The following is a 26119-nucleotide window of genomic DNA, read 5'->3' as shown; positions in this document are numbered from 1 at the left end:
CTTATGAATTAGATACTGGAATTCTTGTAAACTTGTATATTAGGAGGAACGATTCATGTTAGAGTTTGATACAAATATGGAGGAGTTAGCGACAATTAAAGTTATCGGCGTCGGTGGCGGCGGTAATAATGCTGTCAATCGAATGATAGAGCACGGTGTAGAAGGTGTAGAATTCATCGCAGTTAACACTGACTCCCAAGCATTAAATTTATCTAAAGCAGAAGCAAAAATTCAAATTGGTGGTAAATTGACACGTGGTTTGGGTGCAGGAGCTAATCCTGAAGTAGGGAAAAAAGCGGCTGAAGAAAGTAAAGAACAATTAGAAGAAGTTTTACAAGGTGCTGATATGGTTTTTGTTACTGCAGGAATGGGTGGAGGTACCGGTACAGGTGCTGCACCAGTTATCGCACAAGTAGCAAAAGATCTTGGAGCATTGACAGTTGGGGTCGTGACTCGTCCTTTCTCTTTTGAAGGTAAAAGAAGGGCGACACAGGCCATCTCTGGTATTGAAACACTTAAAGGAAGTGTTGATACTTTAATTGTTATACCAAATGACAGATTACTTGAGATTGTTGATAAAAATACTCCGATGCTTGAAGCATTCCGTGAAGCGGATAATGTACTAAGACAAGGTGTACAGGGCATCTCTGATTTAATCGCGAAACCAGGATTGATAAATGTTGACTTTGCTGATGTAAAAACGATTATGTTTGATAAAGGTTCTGCATTGATGGGAATTGGTATTGCAACAGGGGAAACGCGTGCAACTGAGGCGGCTAAGAAAGCAATTTCTTCCCCATTACTCGAGACTTCCATTGATGGTGCACATGGTATATTAATGAATATCACTGGTGGCACAAATCTTAGCTTATATGAAGTACAGGAAGCCGCAGATCTTGTTACATCCGCAGCTGATAAAGAAGTTAATGTTATTTTTGGCTCGGTAATCAATGAGAATTTAAATGATGAGATAGTTGTTACAGTTATTGCTACCGGCTTTGATGAGACAATCCAACCTGTAGAAAGTAAGCAAAAGCAACAACGACCACTAATTAATCATAATCAGCATGCAGCTACAAAAGCAACGGAGGAACCTGTTCAACGCGAACAGAAGCAACAACAACAGCAACCACAGCAACAACAACCACAGCCTCGTGTTAGGCAAGAGGATGATGAGCTGGATATACCGACATTCCTAAGAAATCGTAATCGAAACCGATAGTAATCGGTTCAGGTTTTTTCATGGAGGCTATCTCAAATGGAGCAATAATCCCCATTGAGATAGCCTCTTTTTAATTTTCTGAGTGAGAAATGAAATGAAAGGATGCTTATTTTAACAGTATTCCAAAAGAATTCTCCCTCTTCAAGCGCGTGGGAAATGTAGCCAGGCGGTAAGGGTAAGGACAAGATGAATTTGGGGTGGCGTTACCAAAGTTATTGTTTCCTCAAATATAATATGTTATATTTTTGTCAGGAACATATATTCTATTCGCGAGGTGGAGAGGTTTCTTAATGTGACAAATAAGGCATATAAGTTCCGTTTATACCCTACGCAAGAACAAGAATAGTTTTTTATAAAATCGTTTGGATGTGTACGTTTAATCTATAAAAAATGAAAATGAGAAAAAAGCGAAGAGAAGGCAAGAGAAGATTGGTAGAATTTTTTCTTTCTCTATATAAAAATGAGGTTGTCTCTAATTGGAGCAACCTTATTTTTTATTTCATCGAAATCTCGACAAAGTTTTTAGTAGGTAGAAACCTCCTTGCTCCATTGAAATTCTAACTCATGACCTCCACTGTCAACAAAGCATTAGTTACACCGAAGACAGGTTTTCCTAGAAATAGTGAAAATTAGCTTTATTATGCATACAAGAAGTGACAGACTTTGCTTATCTATTCATCTATACTTTTGAGTAATTCCATATAGTTAAATGAAATTATCCGTAATGATATGTAGGGAAGGAAGAAAAAAATTGACCATTTATCTTGATGCGGTCTGGGCATTAAATTTTTTTCTTGATTTAATGCTTTTAATGTTGACTAAAGCATTGGCCAGAGATAATGCAGGGAAATTGAGAATGCTATTTGGAGCATTTATAGCTTCTTTAATTGTACCGATTACACTTTATTTTCCTAATTCTTTTCTAAATGGGTTACCAGGGAAATTGTTGTACTCGATGTTTATTATCCTATGCACATTTGGATTTAAGGGATTTTACCGAATGATGAAATTATTATTATTATTCTATTTTACTTCATTTGCAATTGGAGGTGGATTAACAGCAGTCTATTTTTTGTTAGCAAATCCTGTTTCGGTTACCGAAAATGGAATTTTGACTTTCAATAAAGGATATGGGGATCCAATCAGCTGGATATTTATAATCATCGGATTTCCGATTGTATGGTATTTTACCAAGTCCCGAATGGACGAGCATGCTGGTGAAAAAATTAGATATGACCAGCTTTGTCAAGTGAACGTTAAAATGAATCATCAAACTTTTTCAACTATGGGCTATATTGATAGTGGAAATCAACTCATTGATCCACTGACCAAAAAACCAGTTGTCATATGTGATGAAGTTTTTTTGAAGAATTGGTTTTCGGATGATGAGTGGCAGCAATTGAAGGAAGCAAATGACGAGTTGGCTCTCGAACGAATACCTAAAGAATGGGAAAACTTAATTCAAGTCATTCCATATCAAGGGGTGGAAGGGAAGAGTATGTTTCTGTTGGCAATCAGACCTGATCAATTAATAGTTGAGTATGAGAATCAAAATTTGATTACAGGTAATGTTTTAATTGGTATTCAATTTGCATCTTTAGTGAGGGATGATAGTTATCATTGTTTATTGCATCCGCAAATCATTAAATTAGCTACAATACAATCTGCTTAAAGGAGTGGAGGAAAATGGGTCTTTGGAATATGAAAATTAAACTGGGTTGGTATAAGTTACTAATAAAATTAGGAATAAAGTCCTCAGAAATTTATTATATTGGAGGTAGTGAGGCACTACCTCCCCCTCTTTCAAAACAAGAAGAACAGGAATTACTTATATTGCTTCCAAAAGGAGATAAAGCAGCAAGAGCTGTTTTAATTGAGCGGAACTTACGTCTTGTTGTCTACATTGCACGCAAATTTGAGAATACTGGGATTAATATTGAAGACTTGATTAGTATTGGTACGATAGGTCTTATAAAAGCAGTTAATACATTTAATCCGGAAAAGAAAATTAAGCTTGCTACGTATGCATCCAGGTGTATCGAGAATGAGATTCTAATGTATCTTCGTAGGAATAATAAGTTGAAATCAGAAATTTCATTCGATGAACCATTGAATATTGATTGGGATGGAAATGAATTATTGCTATCCGATGTCCTTGGCACAGAAGAAGATATTATAACAAAAAATCTGGAGTCGACGGTAGATAAAACACTACTTAAAAGTGCATTGGAAACCCTTAATGCACGTGAAAAACAAATTATGGAACTAAGGTTCGGGCTTATTGGCCAAGATGAGAAAACCCAGAAGGATGTAGCTGATATGCTAGGGATTTCCCAGTCCTATATTTCAAGACTTGAGAAGAAAATTATCCGCCGCCTGCAAAAAGAATTTAATAAAATGGTTTAGGTAGATATCACAAGGTTTTGACCAAGGGTTGCAACCCAAACTTGAATATGAAATTGCATAAAAACCTTCCAGTGGGGAGATACTGTCCTTGAACAGCATCACCGACTGGGAGGGTTACAGAATGACTAGACATAAAGTTGTAATATGTGGTGTTGATACATCTAAACTGCCTGTACTTAAAAATGATGAGATGAAAAAACTGTTTATAAGAATACAGCAGGAAGGCGATATATCTGCACGTGAAGAGCTTGTAAACGGAAATTTAAGGCTAGTATTAAGTGTTATCCAAAGATTTAATAACCGCGGCGAGTATGTAGATGATTTGTTTCAAGTTGGTTGTATTGGATTAATGAAATCAATCGATAATTTTGATCTATCCCATAATGTAAGATTCTCCACGTATGCTGTTCCTATGATTATTGGAGAGATTAGAAGATACCTTCGTGACAACAATCCGATACGTGTTTCCAGATCCTTACGAGATATTGCATATAAAGCATTAACAGTAAGAGAGAAATTAATCAGCAAGTCATCAAAAGAACCGACCCCTGCTGAGATTGCAGAGGAAATGGGTATACCACATTCAGAAATTGTATTCGCTCTCGATGCAATTCAAGATCCGGTATCCTTGTTTGAGCCAATTTATAATGATGGAGGAGATCCAATTTTTGTAGTGGATCAGATTAGTGATGATAAGGACAAAGATTCCTCCTGGGTAGACAAACTTTCCCTTAAAGAGGGCATGCATCGATTGAATGACAGAGAAAAAATGATACTAAACAAACGTTTCTTTCAAGGAAAAACACAAATGGAGGTCGCTGATGAAATTGGAATTTCTCAGGCTCAGGTATCCCGTTTAGAGAAGGCAGCAATTAGTCAGATGAATAAGCAGATGTTTGAATAAAATGAGTATTCAAAATATCCATTAAAAATGTTACTTCTTTTTGAACACAAATGACAATTAAATAAAAAATTAACTAGACCAGAAGAACAGGTTATAACTGTTTTTCTGGTCTTTTGTATGGAATCACGAAATAATCTTTATTATAAGCATATATTTAAGTGAAGGAAGGTGTGTAGGATGGTAAAATTGTCCGAACTACAATTAAAAGAGATTATTGTGATTGATGATGGAAGAAGACTTGGTCATATTACTGATTTGGAAATTAACGGCAACTCCGGTAAAATTATCGCTATTATTGTTGATGCAAGAGAGAAGAAAAGTGGCGGAATGTTTACCAAAGCTGAAGAATTAACGATTTCCTGGGAAAAAATCGTGAGAATCGGTTCTGATGTTATTCTTGTACAGGAAATTAACGGGCCAGATCTATATGGTGGTGGCTCATAGATTATTATCAGGAAGTTACCCGTCCACCGAAAACATTTGTAGGCAACGTAGAAGTCACCACTTCCTGTATAAGCCTGTTGCTCTAAGGTATGCCCTATCAATTTTAAAATTTGGCAGCTTTTTTAAACATGTTAATATCCAAATTATCTTTTCAAGTATGATAAAATAGGAAAAGTCTATTTTCAGGGGGGAAAATAATGAATGAACCATTTAAGGAACAGGATGGGTCCTATTTACATATTGAAAAATGGCAGCAACTTCATCCAAAACTTGTTGCTGGTTTTACAACTAGAAATGGTGGAGTGAGTAAAGAGCCTTACCATTCCTTCAATTTTGGACTCCATGTTCCAGATGATCAAAATGATGTTTTAACGAATAGAAAACGATTGGCAGCAAAATTGGAATTCCCTTTTGAAAACTTTATATCTGGGGAACAGGTACATCATACATCTGTTAAAAAGGTAACAGATGAAGATAAGGGGAAAGGGTCTGTTACCTATGAAAGCTCCATTAAGGGAACAGATGGGATGATTACAAACCGTAAAGGACTTCTCTGTACAGCTTTTTTTGCGGATTGTGTTCCACTATACTTCTTTGATCCGGTAACCGAGTATATTGGTATTGCACATGCCGGATGGAAGGGGACAGTAGGTCGGATAGCGGAAAATATGGTTGAAGCATTCAAGAAAAATGGAACAAACCCTGAAAACCTTCGTGTTGCAATTGGACCGTGTATTTCTAAAGAATATTATGAAGTCGATGATCGTGTTATCAAGACTATTGATGAAGAAATTAGGGGAAATACAGTCACCTCACTACGTAATAATCACTTTTTATTGGATTTAAAGCAGTTAAACGTAGAAATCCTTTTACAAACTGGTGTAATACGTCATAATATAGAGGTAACAAAATATTGCACCTTTCGCGATGAGGACTTATTCTTTTCATATAGAAGAGATTTTGGCAAAACAGGGAGAATGTTAGGATTCCTAGGATTTTTAGCATGATAATATGATGGAGGAATTATAAGATTATGGAAGTGTCAGGAAATCTAAAAGATATTCAAGAAAAGATTGGACAAGCCTGCGAGAATAGTGGGCGTAATCCGGAAGATATAACAGTAATAGGAGTTACAAAATATGTTACAATAGAACGAACGAAGGAAGCAATTGAATCAGGAGTTAAAAATCTTGGCGAAAACCGCAACGAAGGCTTCCTTGAAAAGTACAATTATTTTGGTGAACAAGTAAAATGGCATTTTATAGGAACAATGCAATCAAGAAAAGTGAAAGATGTTATTGACAAAATAGATGTACTCCATTCATTGGACAGAATATCTCTTGCAAAGGAAATTAATAAGCGATCCACTGCGCCTGTCGATTGCTTTGTACAAGTTAATGTGAGTGGGGAAGAATCAAAGCATGGAATGGAGCCAGAAGACGTTCTGCCCTTCATTGAGAATCTTGAAATGTATCAACATATCCGTGTAGTTGGGTTAATGACAATGGCTCCTCATATTGATGACCCAGAACGTATTCGGATAGTCTTTAGAAACCTGGCTGAATTAAGGGATCAGATTAAAAAAAAGCAATGGAGTCATGCACCATGTGAATACTTGTCAATGGGAATGAGTAATGATTATGAAATTGCTATTGAAGAGGGTGCAACCCATATTCGAATTGGTTCCAAACTTGTCGGAAGCTGATACGAAATTAATTGAAGAGGTGAGACAATGAGCATCAAAAACAAGCTGAAAAATTATTTCACCATGGATGACGAATATGAGTACGAATATGTTGAAGAAGAAAACGTTCCCGAAACCGCTCCGGAGAACAAAAAGAGTTTAAGTCAAGCACCCAAAAATGTCGTTAGTCTTTCAAGTGTACAACAGTCTTCATCAAAGGTAGTTTTGTGTGAACCACGAAACTATAATGAAGCTCAGGAAATAGCCGACAATATTGTTAACAGACGTGCGGTTGTCATTAATCTTCAACGAGTTGAACATCAACAGGCAAAGCGGATTGTAGACTTTTTAAGTGGAACTGTCTATGCCGTCAATGGAGATATTCAAAAACTCGGATCAGAAACATTTTTATGTACACCTGATAATGTGGAAGTTTCCGGGACAATTTCGGAAGTTTTTGCAGAACAGAGTGAATTTGAAAAAGGATGGTAGCAGTAAATGGTTGAATTATATACAATAATACATTATGCATTGGTCTTCTATGGCTATGCACTCATCGTATACATTTTCATGTCCTGGTTTCCAGGTGCACGTGAATCCTCATTTGGTCAAGTACTAACAAAAATCTGTGAACCTTATTTGGAGCAGTTTCGTAAATTTATTCCACCTCTAGGAATGATAGATCTATCTCCTCTCGTTGCCATACTTGTGTTACATTTGGCGCGTGCCGGACTGTTCGAATTTTTCCAGATGTTTTTATTTTAAAGGAAGTATGATTTAATATGGAAATTTATCAACACTTTAGAAAAGAAGAACAGCCTTTTATAGATCAAGTGTTATCTTGGAAAGAGCAGGTTGAACTTACCTTTCAACCAAAATTAACTGACTTTCTAGACCCGAGAGAACAGCTGATCGTTGAAATGCTGATTGGTTCCAATAATGAAGAACTAAAGCTGTTTAAACTTGGCGGGGAAACAGATGCTGAAAGAAAGCGGATTGTAATTGCTCCATTTTATGAAGAGCTGTCAGAGGATTTATTTCAGCTAACATTGTTAGAGGCTACTTATCATGATAAATTTATTACACTGGAACATAGGGATGTAATGGGGGCTTTCATGTCGCTTGGGGTTAAACGAACAAAGCTTGGCGATATTGTTGTAGGTGATGGAAGTATTCAGATTGTTGTGGCTAAAGAGATTGCTGCTTATATTATGATGAATATGACATCTGTTAAGAAAGCAACTGTGACATTCCATGAGAAACCTCTTTCATCTTTTAAAGTAGAAAAGGAAAACTGGGTGAAATCGGATAAAACTGTTTCATCATTAAGACTTGATGCGGTATTAAAGGAGATCTACCATATTTCCCGAAAAGATGCTGCCGCATACATTCAGAAACTGCAAGTGAAGGTGAATTATAAAGTTGTCGATGATAGTAAATTTCAACTGCAGGAGGGCGATTTAATCTCCTTACGCGGTAAAGGAAGAAGCAAGATTACTGAAATAAACGGTCTATCAAAAAAAGATAAGGTGAAAATAAGCATTGCTGTGTTAAAATGATTATTGTCATCTATACCATGATTTTTTTCGAATGGTATTAGATATCAGTTATTAACTAATGTTAACATTACATAAATTCCTTAAGGAGGTGGCCGCTGTGCCATTAACACCACTGGATATCCATAATAAAGAATTTGCAAGAGGCTTTCGTGGTTATGATGAAGATGAAGTAAATGAATTTTTGGATCAGATTATAAAAGATTATGAAATAGTAATAAGAGAAAAGAAAGAACTCAGTGAAAAAGTAAACCAGCTAAATGAAAGACTTGGCCATTTCACCAATATCGAAGAGACATTGAATAAATCGATTCTCGTTGCCCAGGAAACTGCTGAAGAAGTCAAAGGGAACGCAATAAAGGAATCTAAATTGATTATAAAAGAAGCAGAAAAAAATGCTGACCGAATCATTAATGAAGCATTAAGCAAATCCCGTCAAATTTCCATGGATACTGAAGAATTAAAAAAACAGGCTAAAGTTTTCCGTACTAGATTAAGGATGCTTGTTCAAGCACAGCTTGAAATGCTTGGTACGGATGATTGGGAAGCGTTGTTCGATTCTGAGATTGGTGAAGAACTTGAGTTTGCGGAAAATGAATCCTAAACCTTGACGTTTGTAGAAATTTTACATATAATTCATACAGATAAAGGTCATGATATAAATATAATAATATACATTGATGGAGAAAGTACAAAAGTTACTTGCTGATCAGCGAGCCGGGGAGTGGTGTGAGCCCGGACAGCACGCTTTTAGAAAATCACTCTGGAGTATCCATTATGAATTCAGTAATAATGGACGGCAATCCCCGTTACGGATTTCGAGTGAATTTAAAAATGCTATTTTTTAAATTTATAAGGGTGGTACCGCGAGTCTTCTCGTCCCTTTTTGGGATAAGAAGGCTTTTTTGTATAGGTTGTTTTAAATAAGTTGGAACTACAATCACTCGTCCAACCGATAGATGTTGTTTTACAGAAAATCTTTTCCCGCAGGACAAGGAAGACTACGGTAGCTTTTACATCTTCGTAAGAAAATCGCCCTGTATTTTCGAGGAGTCACCGCTCATCCAGACTGGTGAGGATTTATGATGTGATTTAGCTATTGCAAGAAGAAACCTTCTAACCAGCTCTGAGAAATACATGGAGACTCCTATGGCTTAGGATGTGCGCATTGTATTTCCCAGAGCGGTAGCCGAAGTTTCTTATTTTTCGCCGCAGTTTATATCAACTGCTCTACTAGCAACAAACTTTAAGAAAATAGCCTTTATATACAAAAACAAAAGACAACTAGTGAACATATTTAAAAGGAGGAAGTATAAATGGATTATAAAGAAACGTTACTTATGCCAAAAACAGAATTTCCGATGCGAGGAAATTTACCAAATAAAGAACCGAAACGACAAGAACACTGGGAAGAACAAAACATGTATGAAAAGAGTTTGGAACGTACAGAAGGTAGACCATTGTTTGTTTTGCATGATGGCCCACCATATGCAAATGGAGATCTCCATATTGGACACGCTCTAAATAAAATACTTAAAGATTTTATTATCCGCTATAAATCAATGACAGGTTTTCATGCACCATATATTCCTGGTTGGGATACACATGGTCTACCGATTGAAACGGCTTTAACTAAAAACAAAAAAGTAAAACGCAAAGAGATGAGTATTGCTGAGTTCAGAAAACTTTGTGCTGAATATGCACTTGGGCAAGTGGACAGCCAGCGTTCCCAGTTCAAGCAACTAGGTGTACGTGGTGATTGGGATAATCCATACATTACCTTAACAAAGGACTATGAAGCTGCACAAATTAAAGTATTTGGTGAAATGGCGAAAAAAGGATATATCTATAAAGGATTAAAACCTGTTTACTGGTCTCCTTCATCTGAATCTGCATTAGCCGAAGCGGAAATTGAATACCAAGATAAACGTTCTGCTTCCATCTATGTAGCTTTTGAAATTACAGATGGGAAAGATTTATTTGATGGTGATGAGAAAATTATCATCTGGACAACAACTCCATGGACAATTCCTGCAAATCTTGGAATAAGCTTACATCCGGAATTGGATTATGTTGTAGCAGAAGTAAATGGTGACAAATTTGTATTGGCACAAGCATTACTTGAAGCTGTATCGGAAGAACTTGGCTGGGAAAATGTAAATGTAGTCAAAAACTTTAAAGGGCAGGAAGCTGATCGAGTAGTAGCAAAACATCCGTTTTACGATCGCGAATCTCTCGTTATGCTTGGGGACCATGTAACAACAGATGCCGGTACTGGCTGTGTGCATACAGCTCCAGGACATGGGGAAGATGACTTCTATGTTTGCAAACAATATGGTATTGATGCTTTTTGTCCGGTTGATGATAAAGGTGTATTCACGAAAGAAGCTCCAGGCTTTGAAGGATTGTTCTACGATAAAGCAAATAAAGTAGTTACAGAAAAATTGGAAGAAGATGGTGCATTATTGAAGATGAGTTTCATTACGCATTCCTATCCACATGACTGGCGTACGAAGAAACCAACCATTTTCCGCGCTACAGCACAATGGTTTGCATCAATCAAAGATTTCCGTCAAAATATTCTTAGTGAAATTAAAGAAGTAAATTGGTATCCGAGTTGGGGCGAAACAAGACTATATAATATGGTTCGTGACCGTGAAGATTGGTGTATTTCCCGTCAACGAGCATGGGGTGTTCCGATTCCAGTGTTCTATGGGGAAGACGGTACACCAATTATTACAGATGAAACAGTGAACCATGTCTCTGATTTGTTTAAAGAACATGGATCTAATATCTGGTTTGAAAAAGAAGCGAAAGATTTGCTTCCAGAAGGATTTACTTCTGAACATAGTCCAAATGGTATGTTTACGAAAGAAACAGATATCATGGATGTGTGGTTTGATTCTGGTTCCTCACATGAAGGGGTTCTTATGAATCGCAAAGATCACCATAGACCTGCAGATATTTACCTTGAAGGTAGTGACCAGTATCGGGGATGGTTTAACTCTTCCTTGTCAACTGCAGTAGCTATGACAGGTAAGGCACCATATAAAACAATCATCAGTCATGGTTTCGTACTGGATGGTAACGGAAGAAAAATGAGTAAATCACTTGGAAACGTCATTCTTCCTTCCAAAGTACAAAAACAGCTCGGATCAGATATTTTACGCTTATGGGTTGCCAGTGTCGATTATCAAGCTGATGTGCGTATTTCAAATGATATTTTGAAACAGACATCAGAGGCATATCGTAAAATTAGAAATACATTCCGATTCTTATTGGCAAACTTGGCAGACTTTAATCCAGCAACAGACACTGTACCAGATCAAGAATTAGAAGAAGTAGACCGTTATATGCTTCATCGATTGCAGCAACTGGTTTCAGATGTGCGTGCAAACTATGAAAAGTATGAGTTCTCACCGACGTTCCATCAAATCCATAATTTCTGTGCGGTTGATCTAAGTTCATTTTATTTGGACTTTGCAAAAGATGTTTTATATATCGAAGCTGCAGACAACAAACGTCGTCGCAGTATCCAAACAGGCTATTATGAAATCCTGACAACACTTGTGAAATTATTGACTCCAATCATTCCACATACAATGGACGAGGTTTGGGAATATCTCCCAGGAGTAGAAGAGGAAAGTGTCCAGTTAACAGACATTCCAAAAGTGCGAAATATTGCCGGAATTGAACATTTGGAAACGAAATGGGAGCATTTTATGAATGTTCGTGATGATATTCTAAAAGCTTTAGAAGAGGCAAGAAGTGAAAAAGTAATTGGAAAATCATTAGAGGCAAAAATCACGATAGTTCCAAAAGATGCTGAGACAAAAGAAGTTCTATCATCCATGGAACACTTACATCAATACCTAATTGTATCTGATGCTATAATCAGTGAAGCCAATGACAATGCAAAAGAATATAAATTTGTTAATGTATTGGTGGAAAAACACCCTGGTGAAAAATGTGAACGTTGCTGGGTTGCCTCCGAAACAGTTGGGGAAGATCACGATCATCCGGAATTATGTACACGTTGTGCGACAGTAGTTAAAGAGCATTATACAGCTTAATGACAGACTATCTATAAATATCCCTCTGCATAGAGGGATATTTTAATCTTTCTAACACAAACTTTCTTGCTTTTCATTTGCACTTAAGAAAATATTTTATTACAGCATAAGTGCAACTAGGGCTTGCACCGGAAAACTTTGTGACAACCAAGTCTTCTAATTGAAAAAAACGTAGTTAAAGTATAAGATAATAAGGACTTTGAAATGGAATCGGGGGAAATGGGATGCACTGGTATTATGTCATTGCACTGATTATCATTGGTATCGACCAGCTGACAAAATGGATTATTGTTAAATCAATGGAGCTTGGGGAACAGATAACAATAATTGAGGACTTCTTCTATCTTACATCACATCGAAATTCAGGTGCGGCCTGGGGAATTTTGGAAGGACAGATGTTATTTTTTTATATTGTTACTGTCATTGTAGTAATCGGAATTATTTATTACATGGAAAAGTATGCAAAGTACGATAAGCTTTTAGCAATTGGATTGAGTTTAATACTCGGTGGTGCAATCGGTAATTTTATTGATCGTGTTTTCCGCCAAGAAGTAGTTGATTTTGCAGATTTTATTATTTTTAATTATGATTTTCCAATCTTTAATGTAGCCGATTCGGCTTTAACAATTGGTGTTGTATTAGTAATTATTGCTACGATAATCGATGAGATGAAACAAAGAAAGGAAAAACGCAAAAAATGACCTATTTTAATCATAAAGTAACAGAAGTTCAAAATAAAACAAGACTTGATAAATTGTTGTCTGAAATTAATCCGGATCGTTCCCGTTCACAAATTCAAAATTGGATAGGTAAGGATCACGTTTTAGTAAATGGTGAAGCAGCAAAAGCAAACTATAAATGTCAAACAGGTGATGATATTAATTGGTCCATTCCTGAAGTAGAGACTTTAGATGTTAAGGCGGAGAATATTCCATTAGCTGTTGTCTATGAAGATAGTGATTTACTTGTAATAAACAAGCCAAAAGGGATGGTCGTACATCCATCTGCAGGACATCAAAATGGCACGCTTGTCAATGCTTTACTATATCACTGCAATGACTTATCTGGTATTAATGAAGTTGAAAGACCGGGGATTGTGCATCGCATTGATAAAGATACGAGCGGACTGCTAGTTGTTGCTAAAAATGACCACACCCATGTTCATTTATCAGAACAGCTCTCCAATAAAGAAATTAAGCGTAAATATGAAGCAATTGTTCATGGCGAAATTACGCATGAAACAGGTCTGATTGATGCACCAATCGGGAGGGACCCGAAAGATAGACAAAAAATGGGGATTGTTGATAATGGAAGGCCTGCAGTTACCCATTTTAAAGTAATCAAACATTTTCCTGACTTTACCCATGTCGAATGCCAACTAGAAACAGGACGTACCCACCAAATCCGCGTTCATATGCGATATATTGGATTTCCATTAGTTGGAGATCAAAAGTATGGTCAAAGAAAAACACTGGATGTTGATGGACAGGCACTCCATGCGAAATTACTAGGTTTTGTTCATCCAAGAACAGAAGAGTGGATGGAATTTGAAGTGGAAGCACCACAAGTGTTTCAGGATGCACTAGAAACAATTAGAAAAATGTATTGACATTTGGTGTAGAATTTGAAATAATAAAGTCAATAAATAGATGACCTTTAAAAAATAGTCCTGTGAGGCTAAAAAGGGAGCGGTATGTATGATTTGTATGCTCGTGAACCCTTTTTTCCATCAGGAAAGAAGGGTTTTTAGATGAAATCGAGGTGCTTTTCATTGAAGAAGAAGACGGAAATATTAGATACGGCTGCCATAAACAGAGCACTTACAAGAATGGCACATGAAATATTGGAAAAAAACAAAGGTGGCGAAGACCTTGTATTAATAGGTGTGAAAACTAGAGGTGTTCCACTTGCAAAACGAATTCAAGACAAAATCAAACAAATTGAATCGATAGAAGTTCCATTTGGGGAACTTGATATCACTATGTACCGAGATGATTTGAAACAAGCGAATACAAGTAATGAACCGGAAATTAAATCGGCAACAATCAATGTTGAATTAACGGGAAAAAATATCATACTAATTGATGACGTACTTTATACTGGAAGAACTGTCAGAGCTGCAATGGATGCAGTTATGGACATTGGTAGACCATCACAGATTCAACTCGCTGTTCTTGTTGACCGGGGACATCGTGAACTGCCAATCCGGGCTGATTACGTAGGCAAGAATATCCCAACATCAGATAAAGAAATTATTGTTGTTCAACTTGATGAAATTGATGATAATGATCAGGTTTCGATTTATGAAAATTAAATAATCTAACTTTTAATCAAATCCAGAGAGGTTTGAAAGGTTGTTCGAGCTAGCGTGTAGATTCTGCACGTGTACCTCTTTGCAGCCTTCTGCAAAGAGGTTTTTTTATGGGGAAAATAGCTTCATCTTAAGGAGGAGAAACTTTTGAAAAATTTTATATCCGTTAATCAACTTACTGTAAAAGATATCTACTCCATATTGGAAAAAGCGGAATACTACCGCAATCATGAAATCAAATTGACGAAACAATTATTTGCAGCTAATTTATTTTTTGAACCGAGCACAAGGACAAAGATGAGCTTTGCTGTAGCACAGAAGAAATTAGGATTAGAAATTCTTGATTTTCATTCTGATTCATCTAGTGTCCTTAAAGGAGAATCACTTTATGACACAGCAAAGACATTTGAATCAATTGGTTCGGATGTTCTGATTGTTCGTCATCAATCTGATAGTTGGTTTGATGAGCTTGATGGCAGAATTTCAATCCCGATTATTAATGCAGGTGCAGGAAAAGAAGAACATCCAACACAATGTATGTTGGACTTACTTACCATCTATCAGGAATATGGCTGTATTGAAGGACTGAAGGTGGTTATCGTAGGGGATATAAAACATAGTCGAGTGGCACGTTCCAATGCTTTTGCACTTCGTAAGCTTGGTGCCAATGTATTTTTAAGTGCTGCTCCGGGATTTGAAGATGAAGAACTTGATTTTCCTTATATTTCTATTGATGAAGCAGTTGAAACATGTGACGTTGTTATGCTGCTTCGTATACAACACGAAAGACACCTCCATAAAGCTGAGACATCGGATTATCTCAAACTTTATGGATTAACGAAAGAGCGGGAAAGAAAGATGAAAGAAAAGGCAATCATCATGCATCCTGCCCCAATTAACCGTGGTGTTGAGATTGATACAGACCTGGTTGAATGCAGGCGATCCCGAATATTTAAACAAATGGAAAACGGTGTATACGTGAGAATGGCTATTATGATGAATGTATTAAATGAATGGAGGATAAACTACAATGAAAACACTTTTAAAAAACGCAAAGCAATTGCTATCAGCAGATAATATGGAAGCCTGTGAAATATTAATAAATGGAAGTCTTATTGAAAAAGTGGATACGAAAATAACGGAAGAAGCCGATGAAATCATTGATTTGGAAGGAAAACTTGTTTTACCAGGATTTATTGATGTACACATCCATCTTCGCGAGCCAGGTGGAGAGCATAAAGAAACAATCGTTACTGGTACAGAAGCAGCAGCACGTGGTGGATATACTACTGTCTGTGCAATGCCAAATACGAATCCAGTACCAGACAGTAAAGAAGCTCTTAAAGGAATTTTAGATAAAATAGAAACGGATGCAGTAGTCCGAGTTCTTCCATATGCAGCAATAACAAAAGGGTTAAAAGGTGAAGAACGTACAAACATAAAAGACTTAAGTGAAATAGGAGCATTTGCTTTCACGGATGACGGTGTCGGAATACAGACAGCAGATCAAATGCTGTGTGCGATGAAGGAAGCTGCCGCAAGCGGAAAGGCAATTGTGGCACATTGTGAAGATAACTCCATTGTATATGGTGGTGTCGTACATGATGGGGAAGTAAGTACAAGACTGAATTTACCTGGAATTCCTTCCATAAGTGAATCGGTTCAAATTGCTAGAGATGTTCTGCTTGCAGAAAAAGCAGGTTGCCACTATCACGTATGCCATGTCAGCACAAAGGAATCCGTCCGAGTGATCCGTGATGCAAAAAATGCTGGAATTAACGTTACGGCTGAGGTTACACCACATCATTTACTAATGAATGAAGAAGATATTCTTGCAGACGATGCAAATTATAAAATGAATCCACCATTACGTTCCATTGAAGATCAGAACGCATTATTGGAAGGTTTATCGGACGGAACAATTGATTTTATTGCGACTGACCATGCACCACACGCAGTAGATGAAAAAGCACAAGGATTCCTAAAAGCACCATTTGGTATTGTTGGACTTGAAACTGCTTTCCCACTTCTTTATACAAATCTAGTAAAAACAGGGAAGATTACACTCCATCAGCTAGTTGAGTGGATGACAACTAAACCTGCAGAAGTTTTCAATCTTCCTTATGGAATACTGGAAGAAGGAAGTGTTGCAGATATTACGGTAGTAGATCTTGAGAAAGAAGCCGTTATCGATAGAAGAACTTTTTATTCAAAAGGAAAAAACACACCATTCCAAGACTGGAATGTTCAAGGGATACCAGTATTAACAATCGCAGAAGGCATGGTTGCTTATAAGGAGGATATTCATGGCTAAGAGACAATTGGTTCTGGAAGATGGTACAGTATTTATTGGCGAAGGATTCGGTAGTGAGCGGGTGACAACTGGGGAGATTGTATTCAATACAGGGATGACAGGTTACCAAGAAGTTATAACAGACCCATCCTATTATGGGCAGATTGTTATGATGACATATCCGCTTGTAGGAAATTATGGAATCAACAGGGATGACTTCGAGACGGTTACACCATTTATTCACGGTTTCATTGTAAAAGAGGTATGTGATACACCTTCCAATTTCCGGAATGAAGAAAGCCTTGATCACTTTTTAAAAGCGCATGATATTCCTGGAATCCAAGGAATTGATACGAGAAAATTGACAAAAATTATCCAGAAACACGGAACGATGAAAGCAATTATTGCTGATTTGGAACCAGTTGCAGAGGAACTTGCAGAAAAGGTTAGAAACATCGTTCTTCCAACAGACCAGGTGGAAAAAACATCAACAATAAAGCCGTATGTAGTTCCAGGCCGTGGGCAGCGTATTGTAATGGTTGATTTGGGTGCTAAACATGGAATTCTCAGAGAATTAACGAAACGTAATTGCCATATAACTGTTGTTCCTCACGATTATAGTGCAGAAGCAATTTTACGATTAAAACCGGATGGAATAATGCTCACGAATGGACCTGGAAATCCCAAAGATGTACTCGTTGCAATTGAGATGATTAAGCAGGTATTGGGAAAGAATCCAATTTTTGGAATTGGTTTAGGTCACCAACTACTTGCACTTGCTTGTGGAGCAGATACAGAGAAAATGAAATTTGGACATCGTGGTGCGAGCCATCCAGTTAAAGATATAAAAAACTCGAAATCTTATTTAACATCGCAAAATCATAGCTATGTAGTAAGAGAAGCATCACTTGAAACTACAGACCTTGAGTTAACGCAAATTTCGTTGAATGACAATACAGTTGAAGGTATCAGTCATAAACTCTACCCAGCATTTTCTGTACAATATCAACCTGAAGCATCACCAGGACCTGAGGATACAAATTATTTATTCGATGAATTTTTGAATATGATTAAAAAGAACCAAGTGAAAAACGAGGAGGAAGCATATGCCTAAGAATACAAACATCCAGAAAATATTAGTTATTGGTTCCGGACCAATTGTCATTGGACAAGCAGCAGAATTCGATTATTCCGGTACTCAAGCATGCCAGGCATTGATGGAAGATGGTTATACGGTTATCCTTGCAAACTCGAATCCAGCAACAATCATGACAGATAATACTGTTGCAGATAAAGTTTATATGGAACCTTTAACAGTAGAATTTCTGACCAAAATTATTCGAAAAGAACAACCGGATGCCTTACTCCCTACACTTGGCGGTCAGACTGGTTTGAATTTGGCAATTGCCCTCGAGGATAAAGGAATCCTTTCCAAATACAATGTAAAGTTGCTTGGAACAACTTTGGAGGCTATTCAAAAAGCTGAAGATCGTGAGAAATTCAGAGATTTGATGCAGGAATTGAATGAACCAGTTCCCGAAAGCAGCATCGTGACTACTGTGGATCAGGCAGTTGATTTTGCTAATGAGATTGGCTATCCACTGATTGTGCGCCCGGCATACACGCTTGGTGGAACTGGTGGGGGAATGTGCTATAGTGAGCAGGAACTAAAAGAAATCACGAAAAATGGACTTGCATTATCACCCGTAAGTCAATGCCTTATTGAACGAAATATTGCAGGATTTAAAGAAATTGAATATGAAGTAATCCGAGATAAGAATGACCAGGCTATTGTTGTCTGTAATATGGAAAATATAGATCCTGTAGGAATTCATACTGGTGATTCCATTGTTGTTGCACCATCACAAACATTAAGTGACAGGGAATATCATATGCTGCGAAATGCTTCATTGAAAATTATCCGAGCATTGGAAATAGAAGGTGGATGTAATGTTCAGCTTGCACTTGACCCGAACAGTTTTGAGTACTTCATTATCGAAGTAAACCCACGGGTAAGCAGGTCTTCAGCACTTGCTTCGAAAGCTACAGGCTATCCGATTGCTAAAGTGGCCGCGAAAATCGCTGTCGGTTTCACACTTGATGAGATTATTAATCCGATCACAGGAAAAACATATTCCTTATTCGAACCAGCACTGGACTATGTTGTGACGAAATTCCCAAGGTTTCCCTTTGATAAATTTACAACGGGTGATAGAAGACTTGGTACCCAAATGAAGGCTACCGGTGAAATTATGGCAATTGGGCGTACTTTTGAAGAATCTTTATTGAAAGGTATTCGTTCACTTGAGCTTGGAACAGAAGAACTTTGGCTCAAAACACTTGTCCAAGTATCAGAAGAAACATTAGAAAAACGCTTGAAAAAAGCTGATGATGAACGAATCTTTGTTATAGCAGAAGCCTTTCGAAGAGGATTTACGATTGAAAAGCTATTTCAATTAACTAAAATCGATCGATTTTTCCTAGTTAAAATTGAAAGAATTGTTCAGTTCGAACATGAGTTGGCAAAAAGTCCATCCTCTGATCATGTGCTTGAAAAAGCAAAAAAAATGGGTATTGCAGATGCACAGATTGCCAGACTGTGGAATACAACTATAGACGATGTTTATGCGCAAAGGATGGACCTTAATATAAAGCCTGTCTACAAAATGGTGGATACATGTGCAGCAGAATTTGAATCAGTTACACCATATTTTTACAGTACGTATGAGGATGAAAATGAATCCATTGCATCTGATCGCAAGAAAATTCTTGTGCTTGGTTCTGGTCCAATTCGGATTGGACAAGGAATTGAGTTTGATTATGCAACCGTGCATTCAGTATTCGCCATCAAAGAGATGGGTTATGAAGCAATTATTATGAATAATAATCCTGAAACAGTATCAACCGATTTCAGTATTTCCGACAAGCTTTATTTCGAACCATTAACACTGGAAGATGTCATGCATGTGATTGAATTGGAACAACCAGAAGGGGTTATCGTACAGTTCGGTGGTCAAACAGCAATCAATCTTGCGGCAGGTTTGGAACGTAGAGGGGTAGAAATTTTAGGAACAAATCTAGAAGCAATTGATCGCGCGGAAGACCGTGATAAATTTGAAATCTTATTAGATGAATTAAATCTTTTAAGACCAAATGGAAAAGCTGTTCGTAAGCTGAATCAAGCAATGGAAGTAGCAAATACGATTGGTTATCCGGTACTTGTTAGACCTTCTTATGTTATCGGTGGAAGCAAAATGGAAATTGTTTATGATGATACAGAATTACGTACGTATCTTGCCAAATCAGATAATATCGATCCTGAGCACCCAATCCTTATTGACAAATATCTTACAGGAATCGAAGCAGAAGTCGATGCAATCAGTGATGGAGAAACGACAATTATACCAGGAATAATGGAACACATCGAACGTGCTGGGGTACACTCTGGAGATTCGATGGCAGTATACCCACCACAACGACTTAGTGCAGCAGTAAAACAAAAATGTATGGACGCTGCAGAGAAAATTGCAAATGCACTTCATGTAAAAGGATTGATCAATATCCAGTTCATTATTCGCGGGGAAGATGTATACATCCTGGAAGTAAATCCACGTGCAAGCAGAACGATACCTTTCCTGAGTAAAATAACAGGTGTTACAATGGCAAATTTGGCAACAAAGTGTATTTTAGGAACAAAACTAAAAGATTTAGGTTATCAAACGGGTATATTACCTGAGCAAAAACAAGTCTCCGTTAAAATACCGGTATTTTCTTTTGAAAAACTTCGCAGTGTGGATACCATTTTAGGACCTGAAATGAAATCGACCGGTGAAGCGATCGGCTATGACAAAACATTGGAAAAAGCATTGTATAAAGGTTTAATTGCAGCAGGACTGACTGTGCCACAAGAAGGCGGCGTTCTACTTACTGTTGCCGATAAAGATAAAGCGGAAATGCTCGAAATTGCAGAACGGTTCCACGAGCTTGGATTCCTTCTTTATGCAACAGAAGGAACTGCGAAATATGTGAGAAATGCTGGAGGGATTCCAGTTGTTGAAGTGGCAAAAATTGGTGCAACAGAACCAAATGTTCTTTCTATCATCGAAAAAGCACAGGTTCAATTTGTTGTAAATACACTTAACTCAGGCAAAAAGACGAGATCTGATGGATTCTTGATTCGAAGAGAAGCAGTCGAACATGGAATTGCATGTTTAACGAACATGGATACAGCAAATGCCATTCTTAATGTGATCGATTCAACAACATTTGGAGCCAAACCAATGGGCCACACAGAGGTAGTTGTTCAATGATGAAAAAAGAGAAAGTGCTTATAAACTCCTTCCGGCAAATTGCACTCGATACGATTGAAATGGTTGTGGAAAATGCATATATTAGTCAAACAGCAAAACCAGGTCAGTTTCTGCATGTATCTGTTGAAGGACATATGCTCAGGAGACCAATCTCAATTGCAGATATAAATAAAGAAAAGAATACAATAACTATTCTATTTAAAGTAGTAGGTTCAGGAACGGCAAAGCTTGCAACATTAACTCCTGGTATGTCACTTGATGTACTAGGTCCGAATGGAAATGGATTTCAAATTGATGATCAACAAAAATCAACCATTCTATTAATAGGTGGAGGGATCGGTGTACCTCCCCTCTATTATCTCGGTAAAACATTGGCAGAAAAAAATATAGAGATTATCTCGATATTAGGATTTCAAACAAAGGACTATGTATTTTACGAAGAAAAGTTCAGTAATTTAGGAAGAAATTATGTTGTTACAGATGACGGATCCTATGGAGAGAAAGGATTTGTCACAGATGTTGTGAAGATGGCAGGAGATTTTGACAGTTACTATTCCTGTGGACCTCTACCAATGTTAAAAGCTATTACTACAAAACTTAAAGGCAAGCCTGGAATGATTTCTTTAGAAGAACGAATGGGGTGTGGTGTTGGTGCATGTATGGCTTGTGTGATACCTACAAAGAAATCAGGCGGATATAAAAAAATCTGTAGTGATGGACCAGTCTTTCATGCCGAGGAGGTGTCCCTATGAACAATCTAGCAGTTAATCTGCCTGGACTTGAACTGAAGAACCCGATTATGCCTGCTTCCGGATGTTTTGCATTTGGTAGGGAGTACAGTAAATTTTATGACTTAAGCAAGCTCGGTGCAGTGATGATGAAAGCAGCAACAGGGACTGAAAGATTTGGCAATCCCACACCACGGGTTGCTGAAACCGCGTCAGGTATGCTGAATGCAATTGGTTTGCAAAACCCTGGTGTTGAAAAGATAATCGAAAATGAAGTTCCATTTCTGGCAAACTATGATACATCGATAATCGCTAATATCGCGGGGAGTACGCTTGAAGAATATGAGAAAGTGGCTAATGCCTTCAATCAGACAGACGATGTACACGCGCTTGAATTAAATATCTCTTGTCCAAATGTGAAAGAGGGTGGAATCCAATTTGGTACTGATCCCGGTATGGCGGCAAAAGTTACGGAGGCCGTTAAGAAAGCAAGTCGGTTACCAGTCTATGTCAAGCTATCACCTAATGTAACGAATGTTGTGGAAATGGCAAAAGCGGTTGAAGCTGCTGGAGCAGATGGACTTTCAATGATAAATACATTAACAGGGATGCAGATCCACTTGCCTTCCAAAAAACCATTAATAGCCAATCAAACAGGTGGCCTTTCCGGACCTGCAATTAAGCCCGTTGCCATTCGCATGATTTATGAAGTGAAACAACATGTATCCATCCCAATTATTGGTATGGGTGGTGTCAGTACCGCAGAAGATGTGCTCGAATTTTTACTTGCTGGTGCAAGTGCGGTTGCTGTTGGAACTGCGAATTTTAATAATCCATATGTATGCCCAGAAATTATTGAAGCACTACCAGAAACACTGCAAAAATACGGCTTTGATTCCGTCCAGGATGCAATAGGGAAGGGGATTGTACAAGCATGAATAACCATATTTACTTGGCATTGGATTTCCCGGATTGGGAGGAAACAAAGCGATTCCTTGAAGACCATCAATTTCAAGGGGTTCCTGTCAAAGTAGGGATGGAGCTCTTTTATAAAGAAGGACCATCCGTTATTGAAAAGCTAAAGCAGGATAACCATCCGATCTTTCTTGATTTGAAATTGCATGATATACCGACAACAGTCATGCGTGCAATGAAAAACATTGGCAAGCTAGGGGTCGATTTAACAAATGTACATGCACTTGGCGGTAGTGAAATGATTAAATTTGCCAAAGAGGGGCTTGTTGCAGGAAGTCAAAATCAGGACACAAAGCTAATTGCAGTGACTGTTTTGACTTCAATGGACGAGTCTACACTTCAAAATCAATTACGAATACCAGGTAGTCTGGAAGATAATGCTGCATATTTTGCCAAATTTGCTAAAGACAGTAGTGCGGATGGTGTTGTATGTTCGGTTTATGAGGCAACTCGAATTAAACAAGATTGTGGTGATTCTTTTCTAACAGTAACACCAGGAATTCGCTTAAAAGATTCAGACAGTAATGATCAAAAAAGAATTGCTACGCCAGAATTTGCAAGCGAGAACGGCTCAGACTATATTGTTATTGGCAGAAGTGTAACAAAAGCAGAAGATCCGTATCAGGCATATCAACAAGCAGTGGAGGAGTGGAACAATGGCATTAAAGGATGAACTAGCAAGAGATTTACTTGAAATTAAAGCAGTACAAATTAACGCAGAAAATTATTTCACATGGACTTCTGGAATCAAGTCACCAATCTATTGTGATAATCGACTAACGATGTCCCATCCGGATATCCGTAAAAAGATTTCTGAGGCATTTGCTGAAAAAGCAGCTGCAATGGAGGAAAAGCCAGACGTGATTGCAGGCTGTGCAACAGCAGGAATTCCCCATGCTGCTTGGCTTGCAGATCGCCTGAATCTTCCAATGGTTTATGTCCGTTCCAAACCGAAAGAGCATGGCAAAGGAAATCAGATTGAGGGAGAAATTAAACAAGGGCAAAAAGTTTTGGTTATCGAGGATTTAATCTCTACTGGTGGCTCTTCCATCGATTCCGCAAAAGCATTACAGGCAGAAGGTGCGGATGTATTAAGTGTCTTGGCTATCTTTACGTATGGCCTAAAAAAAGCAAGCAGGCAGTTTGACGAAGCAAATATTCCATTTGAAACGATAACAAACTTTGATGAACTTGTAGAAGTTCTTGTGGATGACGACAAATTGAATATCGATGCTAAAGCAGAATTGCTGGATTGGCGTAATAGCTTATAGAAAATTGTTTAGAATATTTAAAAGTGATCACAAATTTGTGATCATTTTTTATTTGGATAGATTTTTATACAAGGCTGTTTTTTTATAGGTATGTGCTCTTCCCGTCGTCCGGATTCGCTCCGGGCGGGATGCACACCTTAGGGCACGGCCTCAGTCACCAAAGAGAAAACCACTCTTTGGTGACTTCGGGACACGTGCTTTTCCCGCAGGAGTCACCGCCCTCCGCTCACCCGGACTGGTGAAGATGTGTGATGTGATTTTTATGACGATCACTAAGCAGTTAATCCATTGCAAGCTTAAAACCAGCTCTGGGAAATACACGGAGAACGGGAAAAGAGGCACACTAGCCACCCGCAAGAATATTTCCCAGAGCGGTCGCCGGAGTTTCTTATCTTAGTTCACATCTCAACAATGATCGTTATAAAACAACATATCTGTTAGGTGGGACGAGTAATCGTAGTCCCAAACATTAATCAAAGAGTCTTATGCAATAACCAAAAAGATAATGTATAATTAAAAGTGATAATAATTACTTATCAACGAGGTGGCATATATGAAAATAGATGACTATGAACTGCTTTTAAAGTTGAATGAAGTTGGAACAATTAGGGGAACGGCAAAGGTTATTTTGATTTCACAGCCAGCAGTAACACAAAGATTAAAATATATTGAGGAATATTTTGGAGTGCCTATCTTTATACGCACATCTAAACGATTAATTCCTACACCAAGCGGTGAAATAATTATCGAACATGCAGAAAGAGTAATGAATCAAGAGAGGAAATTGAAAAATAAGCTTGCAGAATCAGGGAAAGAGGTACAGGGAACATTATCAATAGCTTGCTCTTCCTTGATCAGTCAACGCTTCCTTCCCGCAATACTCGGTGAATTCACTAATCGCTATCCAAAGGTTGCCATAGACCTTGTAACAGGGATTAGTGAGGATATAAGACGTGACCATAAGAAGTACCATGTTTGTATTATCAGAGGTGAAAAGTTAAAGGAAACAACATCCATTCGTTTATTTGATGATCCATTGTACATGTTTGATACGGAAGCCTTTCCACATGACAGTTTGAAAGAAAGGCCATTGATTTCTTTTAAAAGTGATGATAGCATGCATGAACTTGTTGATAACTGGCTATACCATCATCAAGACCGTATAAAGCCATTGAAAACAATGACAGTGGATCAGATAGAGACATGCAAACAATTTATGAAGCAAGGAATTGGCATGGCGGTTTTACCTGAAAGTGTTTCAGATTCAATGAAGGATAGCTACCCACATATTCCCCTTGAGGTAGAAGGAAAAAGTGTGACAAGAGACACATGGGTTTGCTATCAGGAGGGTATCCGTAAATTGCCGCAAGTAGATCACTTTATAAAATTATTGACAAACACACAGTTTCTCTCACAATAATCTGTATCCTATTTTCGCAAAATGTTTAACTAATTCTAATTAGTGGAACACTACTTGTAGAAGAATAAAAGGAGTGGATTAGATGAGCGATATTATTTTTACATCAAGTGCAGCAGCAAAAAACGGTAGAGAAGGACATGTGAAATCGGATGATGGTTTAATAGATTTAGAATTAGTAAACCCGGCAAAAGGGAATTCTGATAAAAAGGGATCCAACCCAGAACAATTATTTGCTGCGGGTTATGCAGCATGTTATGATGGGGCACTGAATTTGGTTGCAACCCAACAAAATAAAAAAATCAACTCTGAAACGACTGCAGATGTCAGCTTTATGAAAGATGAAGAAGATGGTGGGAATAAAATAGGTGTAACATTAAATATTAAGATAGACGGGGTTAATCCTGAAGAGGCAGATGAGTTGGCGGAAGCAGCCCACAAAGTATGTCCATATTCCAAAGCGACAAGAGGAAATATTGACGTTAAGTTGAATCCACAGGCAATCGAAAATTAAAGCAAAAAAAG

The 26119-nt window shown here is 37.7% G+C and carries 26 protein-coding genes and 1 other annotated feature; all 26 genes read left to right on the top strand.

Annotated elements, in window-relative coordinates; all coding sequences use genetic code 11:
* Positions 1 to 55: 55 nt before the first annotated feature.
* The 26 genes from ftsZ to BV906_RS08135 all read left to right on the top strand — a co-directional run bounded on the left by ftsZ (position 56) and on the right by BV906_RS08135 (position 26108).
* The gene (gene ftsZ, locus BV906_RS08260; protein WP_087973002.1) at positions 56 to 1222 is read left to right on the top strand and encodes a cell division protein FtsZ; all 1167 of its coding nucleotides are present in this window, start codon (positions 56 to 58) and stop codon (positions 1220 to 1222) included.
* A 274-nt stretch (positions 1223 to 1496) separates the two neighbouring features.
* Complete coding sequence (locus tag BV906_RS20240; protein WP_425435193.1) at positions 1497 to 1568, top strand: helix-turn-helix domain-containing protein; 72 nt, start codon at positions 1497 to 1499, stop codon at positions 1566 to 1568.
* 405 nt (positions 1569 to 1973) lie between these two features.
* On the top strand, positions 1974 to 2894 hold the full coding sequence (spoIIGA, locus tag BV906_RS08250; protein WP_087973000.1) for a sigma-E processing peptidase SpoIIGA: 921 nt from the start codon (positions 1974 to 1976) through the stop codon (positions 2892 to 2894).
* A 14-nt stretch (positions 2895 to 2908) separates the two neighbouring features.
* Positions 2909 to 3628: an RNA polymerase sporulation sigma factor SigE gene (sigE, locus tag BV906_RS08245; RefSeq protein ID WP_087972998.1), complete on the top strand. Its 720-nt coding sequence runs from the start codon at positions 2909 to 2911 to the stop codon at positions 3626 to 3628.
* Positions 3629 to 3749: 121 nt separating this feature from the next.
* Positions 3750 to 4532: an RNA polymerase sporulation sigma factor SigG gene (gene sigG, locus BV906_RS08240; protein ID WP_087972996.1), complete on the top strand. Its 783-nt coding sequence runs from the start codon at positions 3750 to 3752 to the stop codon at positions 4530 to 4532.
* Positions 4533 to 4709: 177 nt separating this feature from the next.
* The gene (locus tag BV906_RS08235; protein ID WP_087972994.1) at positions 4710 to 4976 is read left to right on the top strand and encodes a YlmC/YmxH family sporulation protein; all 267 of its coding nucleotides are present in this window, start codon (positions 4710 to 4712) and stop codon (positions 4974 to 4976) included.
* A 197-nt stretch (positions 4977 to 5173) separates the two neighbouring features.
* Positions 5174 to 5983 carry a peptidoglycan editing factor PgeF gene (gene pgeF, locus BV906_RS08230; RefSeq protein WP_087972992.1) on the top strand — a complete coding sequence of 270 codons (810 nt, stop codon included), beginning with the start codon at positions 5174 to 5176 and terminating at the stop codon, positions 5981 to 5983.
* Between the two features lie 26 nt (positions 5984 to 6009).
* Complete coding sequence (locus tag BV906_RS08225; protein WP_176330295.1) at positions 6010 to 6681, top strand: YggS family pyridoxal phosphate-dependent enzyme; 672 nt, start codon at positions 6010 to 6012, stop codon at positions 6679 to 6681.
* Between the two features lie 27 nt (positions 6682 to 6708).
* Positions 6709 to 7152: a cell division protein SepF gene (locus BV906_RS08220; RefSeq protein WP_087972989.1), complete on the top strand. Its 444-nt coding sequence runs from the start codon at positions 6709 to 6711 to the stop codon at positions 7150 to 7152.
* Between the two features lie 6 nt (positions 7153 to 7158).
* Complete coding sequence (locus tag BV906_RS08215) at positions 7159 to 7425, top strand: YggT family protein (protein WP_087972988.1); 267 nt, start codon at positions 7159 to 7161, stop codon at positions 7423 to 7425.
* A gap of 17 nt (positions 7426 to 7442) precedes the next feature.
* Positions 7443 to 8219: a YlmH family RNA-binding protein gene (locus BV906_RS08210; protein WP_087972986.1), complete on the top strand. Its 777-nt coding sequence runs from the start codon at positions 7443 to 7445 to the stop codon at positions 8217 to 8219.
* A gap of 97 nt (positions 8220 to 8316) precedes the next feature.
* A complete protein-coding gene (locus tag BV906_RS08205; protein WP_087972984.1) occupies positions 8317 to 8820 on the top strand; it encodes a DivIVA domain-containing protein in 504 nt (167 codons plus the stop codon).
* 64 nt (positions 8821 to 8884) lie between these two features.
* Positions 8885 to 9103: a binding site (T-box leader), on the top strand.
* Positions 9104 to 9532: 429 nt separating this feature from the next.
* Positions 9533 to 12289 (top strand): isoleucine--tRNA ligase, encoded by a 2757-nt coding sequence (gene ileS / locus BV906_RS08200; protein WP_087972982.1) that lies wholly within the window; start codon positions 9533 to 9535, stop codon positions 12287 to 12289.
* Between the two features lie 224 nt (positions 12290 to 12513).
* Positions 12514 to 12990 (top strand): signal peptidase II, encoded by a 477-nt coding sequence (lspA, locus tag BV906_RS08195; RefSeq protein WP_087972980.1) that lies wholly within the window; start codon positions 12514 to 12516, stop codon positions 12988 to 12990.
* Complete coding sequence (locus BV906_RS08190) at positions 12987 to 13898, top strand: RluA family pseudouridine synthase (RefSeq protein WP_087972978.1); 912 nt, start codon at positions 12987 to 12989, stop codon at positions 13896 to 13898. Before lspA ends, BV906_RS08190 begins: the two co-directional genes overlap by 4 nt.
* Before the next feature lie 162 nt (positions 13899 to 14060).
* Positions 14061 to 14603 (top strand): bifunctional pyr operon transcriptional regulator/uracil phosphoribosyltransferase PyrR, encoded by a 543-nt coding sequence (gene pyrR / locus BV906_RS08185; protein WP_087973542.1) that lies wholly within the window; start codon positions 14061 to 14063, stop codon positions 14601 to 14603.
* Positions 14604 to 14747: 144 nt separating this feature from the next.
* Positions 14748 to 15677, top strand: coding sequence for an aspartate carbamoyltransferase catalytic subunit (locus BV906_RS08180; protein ID WP_087972976.1), 930 nt, complete (start codon positions 14748 to 14750; stop codon positions 15675 to 15677).
* A complete protein-coding gene (locus BV906_RS08175; protein WP_087972975.1) occupies positions 15631 to 16914 on the top strand; it encodes a dihydroorotase in 1284 nt (427 codons plus the stop codon). Before BV906_RS08180 ends, BV906_RS08175 begins: the two co-directional genes overlap by 47 nt.
* On the top strand, positions 16907 to 18007 hold the full coding sequence (locus BV906_RS08170) for a carbamoyl phosphate synthase small subunit (RefSeq protein WP_087972974.1): 1101 nt from the start codon (positions 16907 to 16909) through the stop codon (positions 18005 to 18007). Before BV906_RS08175 ends, BV906_RS08170 begins: the two co-directional genes overlap by 8 nt.
* Entirely contained in the window at positions 18000 to 21203 is a 3204-nt protein-coding gene (carB, locus tag BV906_RS08165; RefSeq protein WP_087972973.1) for a carbamoyl-phosphate synthase large subunit, read from the top strand. Before BV906_RS08170 ends, carB begins: the two co-directional genes overlap by 8 nt.
* Positions 21203 to 21955, top strand: coding sequence for a dihydroorotate dehydrogenase electron transfer subunit (locus tag BV906_RS08160; RefSeq protein ID WP_176330322.1), 753 nt, complete (start codon positions 21203 to 21205; stop codon positions 21953 to 21955). Before carB ends, BV906_RS08160 begins: the two co-directional genes overlap by 1 nt.
* On the top strand, positions 21952 to 22869 hold the full coding sequence (locus BV906_RS08155) for a dihydroorotate dehydrogenase (protein ID WP_087972971.1): 918 nt from the start codon (positions 21952 to 21954) through the stop codon (positions 22867 to 22869). Before BV906_RS08160 ends, BV906_RS08155 begins: the two co-directional genes overlap by 4 nt.
* On the top strand, positions 22866 to 23579 hold the full coding sequence (gene pyrF, locus BV906_RS08150; protein ID WP_087972970.1) for an orotidine-5'-phosphate decarboxylase: 714 nt from the start codon (positions 22866 to 22868) through the stop codon (positions 23577 to 23579). Before BV906_RS08155 ends, pyrF begins: the two co-directional genes overlap by 4 nt.
* The gene (pyrE, locus tag BV906_RS08145) at positions 23563 to 24177 is read left to right on the top strand and encodes an orotate phosphoribosyltransferase (protein WP_087972969.1); all 615 of its coding nucleotides are present in this window, start codon (positions 23563 to 23565) and stop codon (positions 24175 to 24177) included. Before pyrF ends, pyrE begins: the two co-directional genes overlap by 17 nt.
* Before the next feature lie 553 nt (positions 24178 to 24730).
* Entirely contained in the window at positions 24731 to 25597 is an 867-nt protein-coding gene (locus BV906_RS08140) for a LysR family transcriptional regulator (RefSeq protein ID WP_087972968.1), read from the top strand.
* An 82-nt stretch (positions 25598 to 25679) separates the two neighbouring features.
* Positions 25680 to 26108: an organic hydroperoxide resistance protein gene (locus tag BV906_RS08135; protein WP_087972967.1), complete on the top strand. Its 429-nt coding sequence runs from the start codon at positions 25680 to 25682 to the stop codon at positions 26106 to 26108.
* Positions 26109 to 26119 lie beyond the last annotated feature (11 nt).

This window comes from Oceanobacillus rekensis (assembly GCF_002153375.1).
In the GTDB taxonomy this organism is placed as follows: domain Bacteria; phylum Bacillota; class Bacilli; order Bacillales; family Amphibacillaceae; genus Oceanobacillus; species Oceanobacillus rekensis.
Note: the sequence above shows the minus strand (reverse complement) of the source record. Positions and strands in the feature narration are given on the sequence as shown.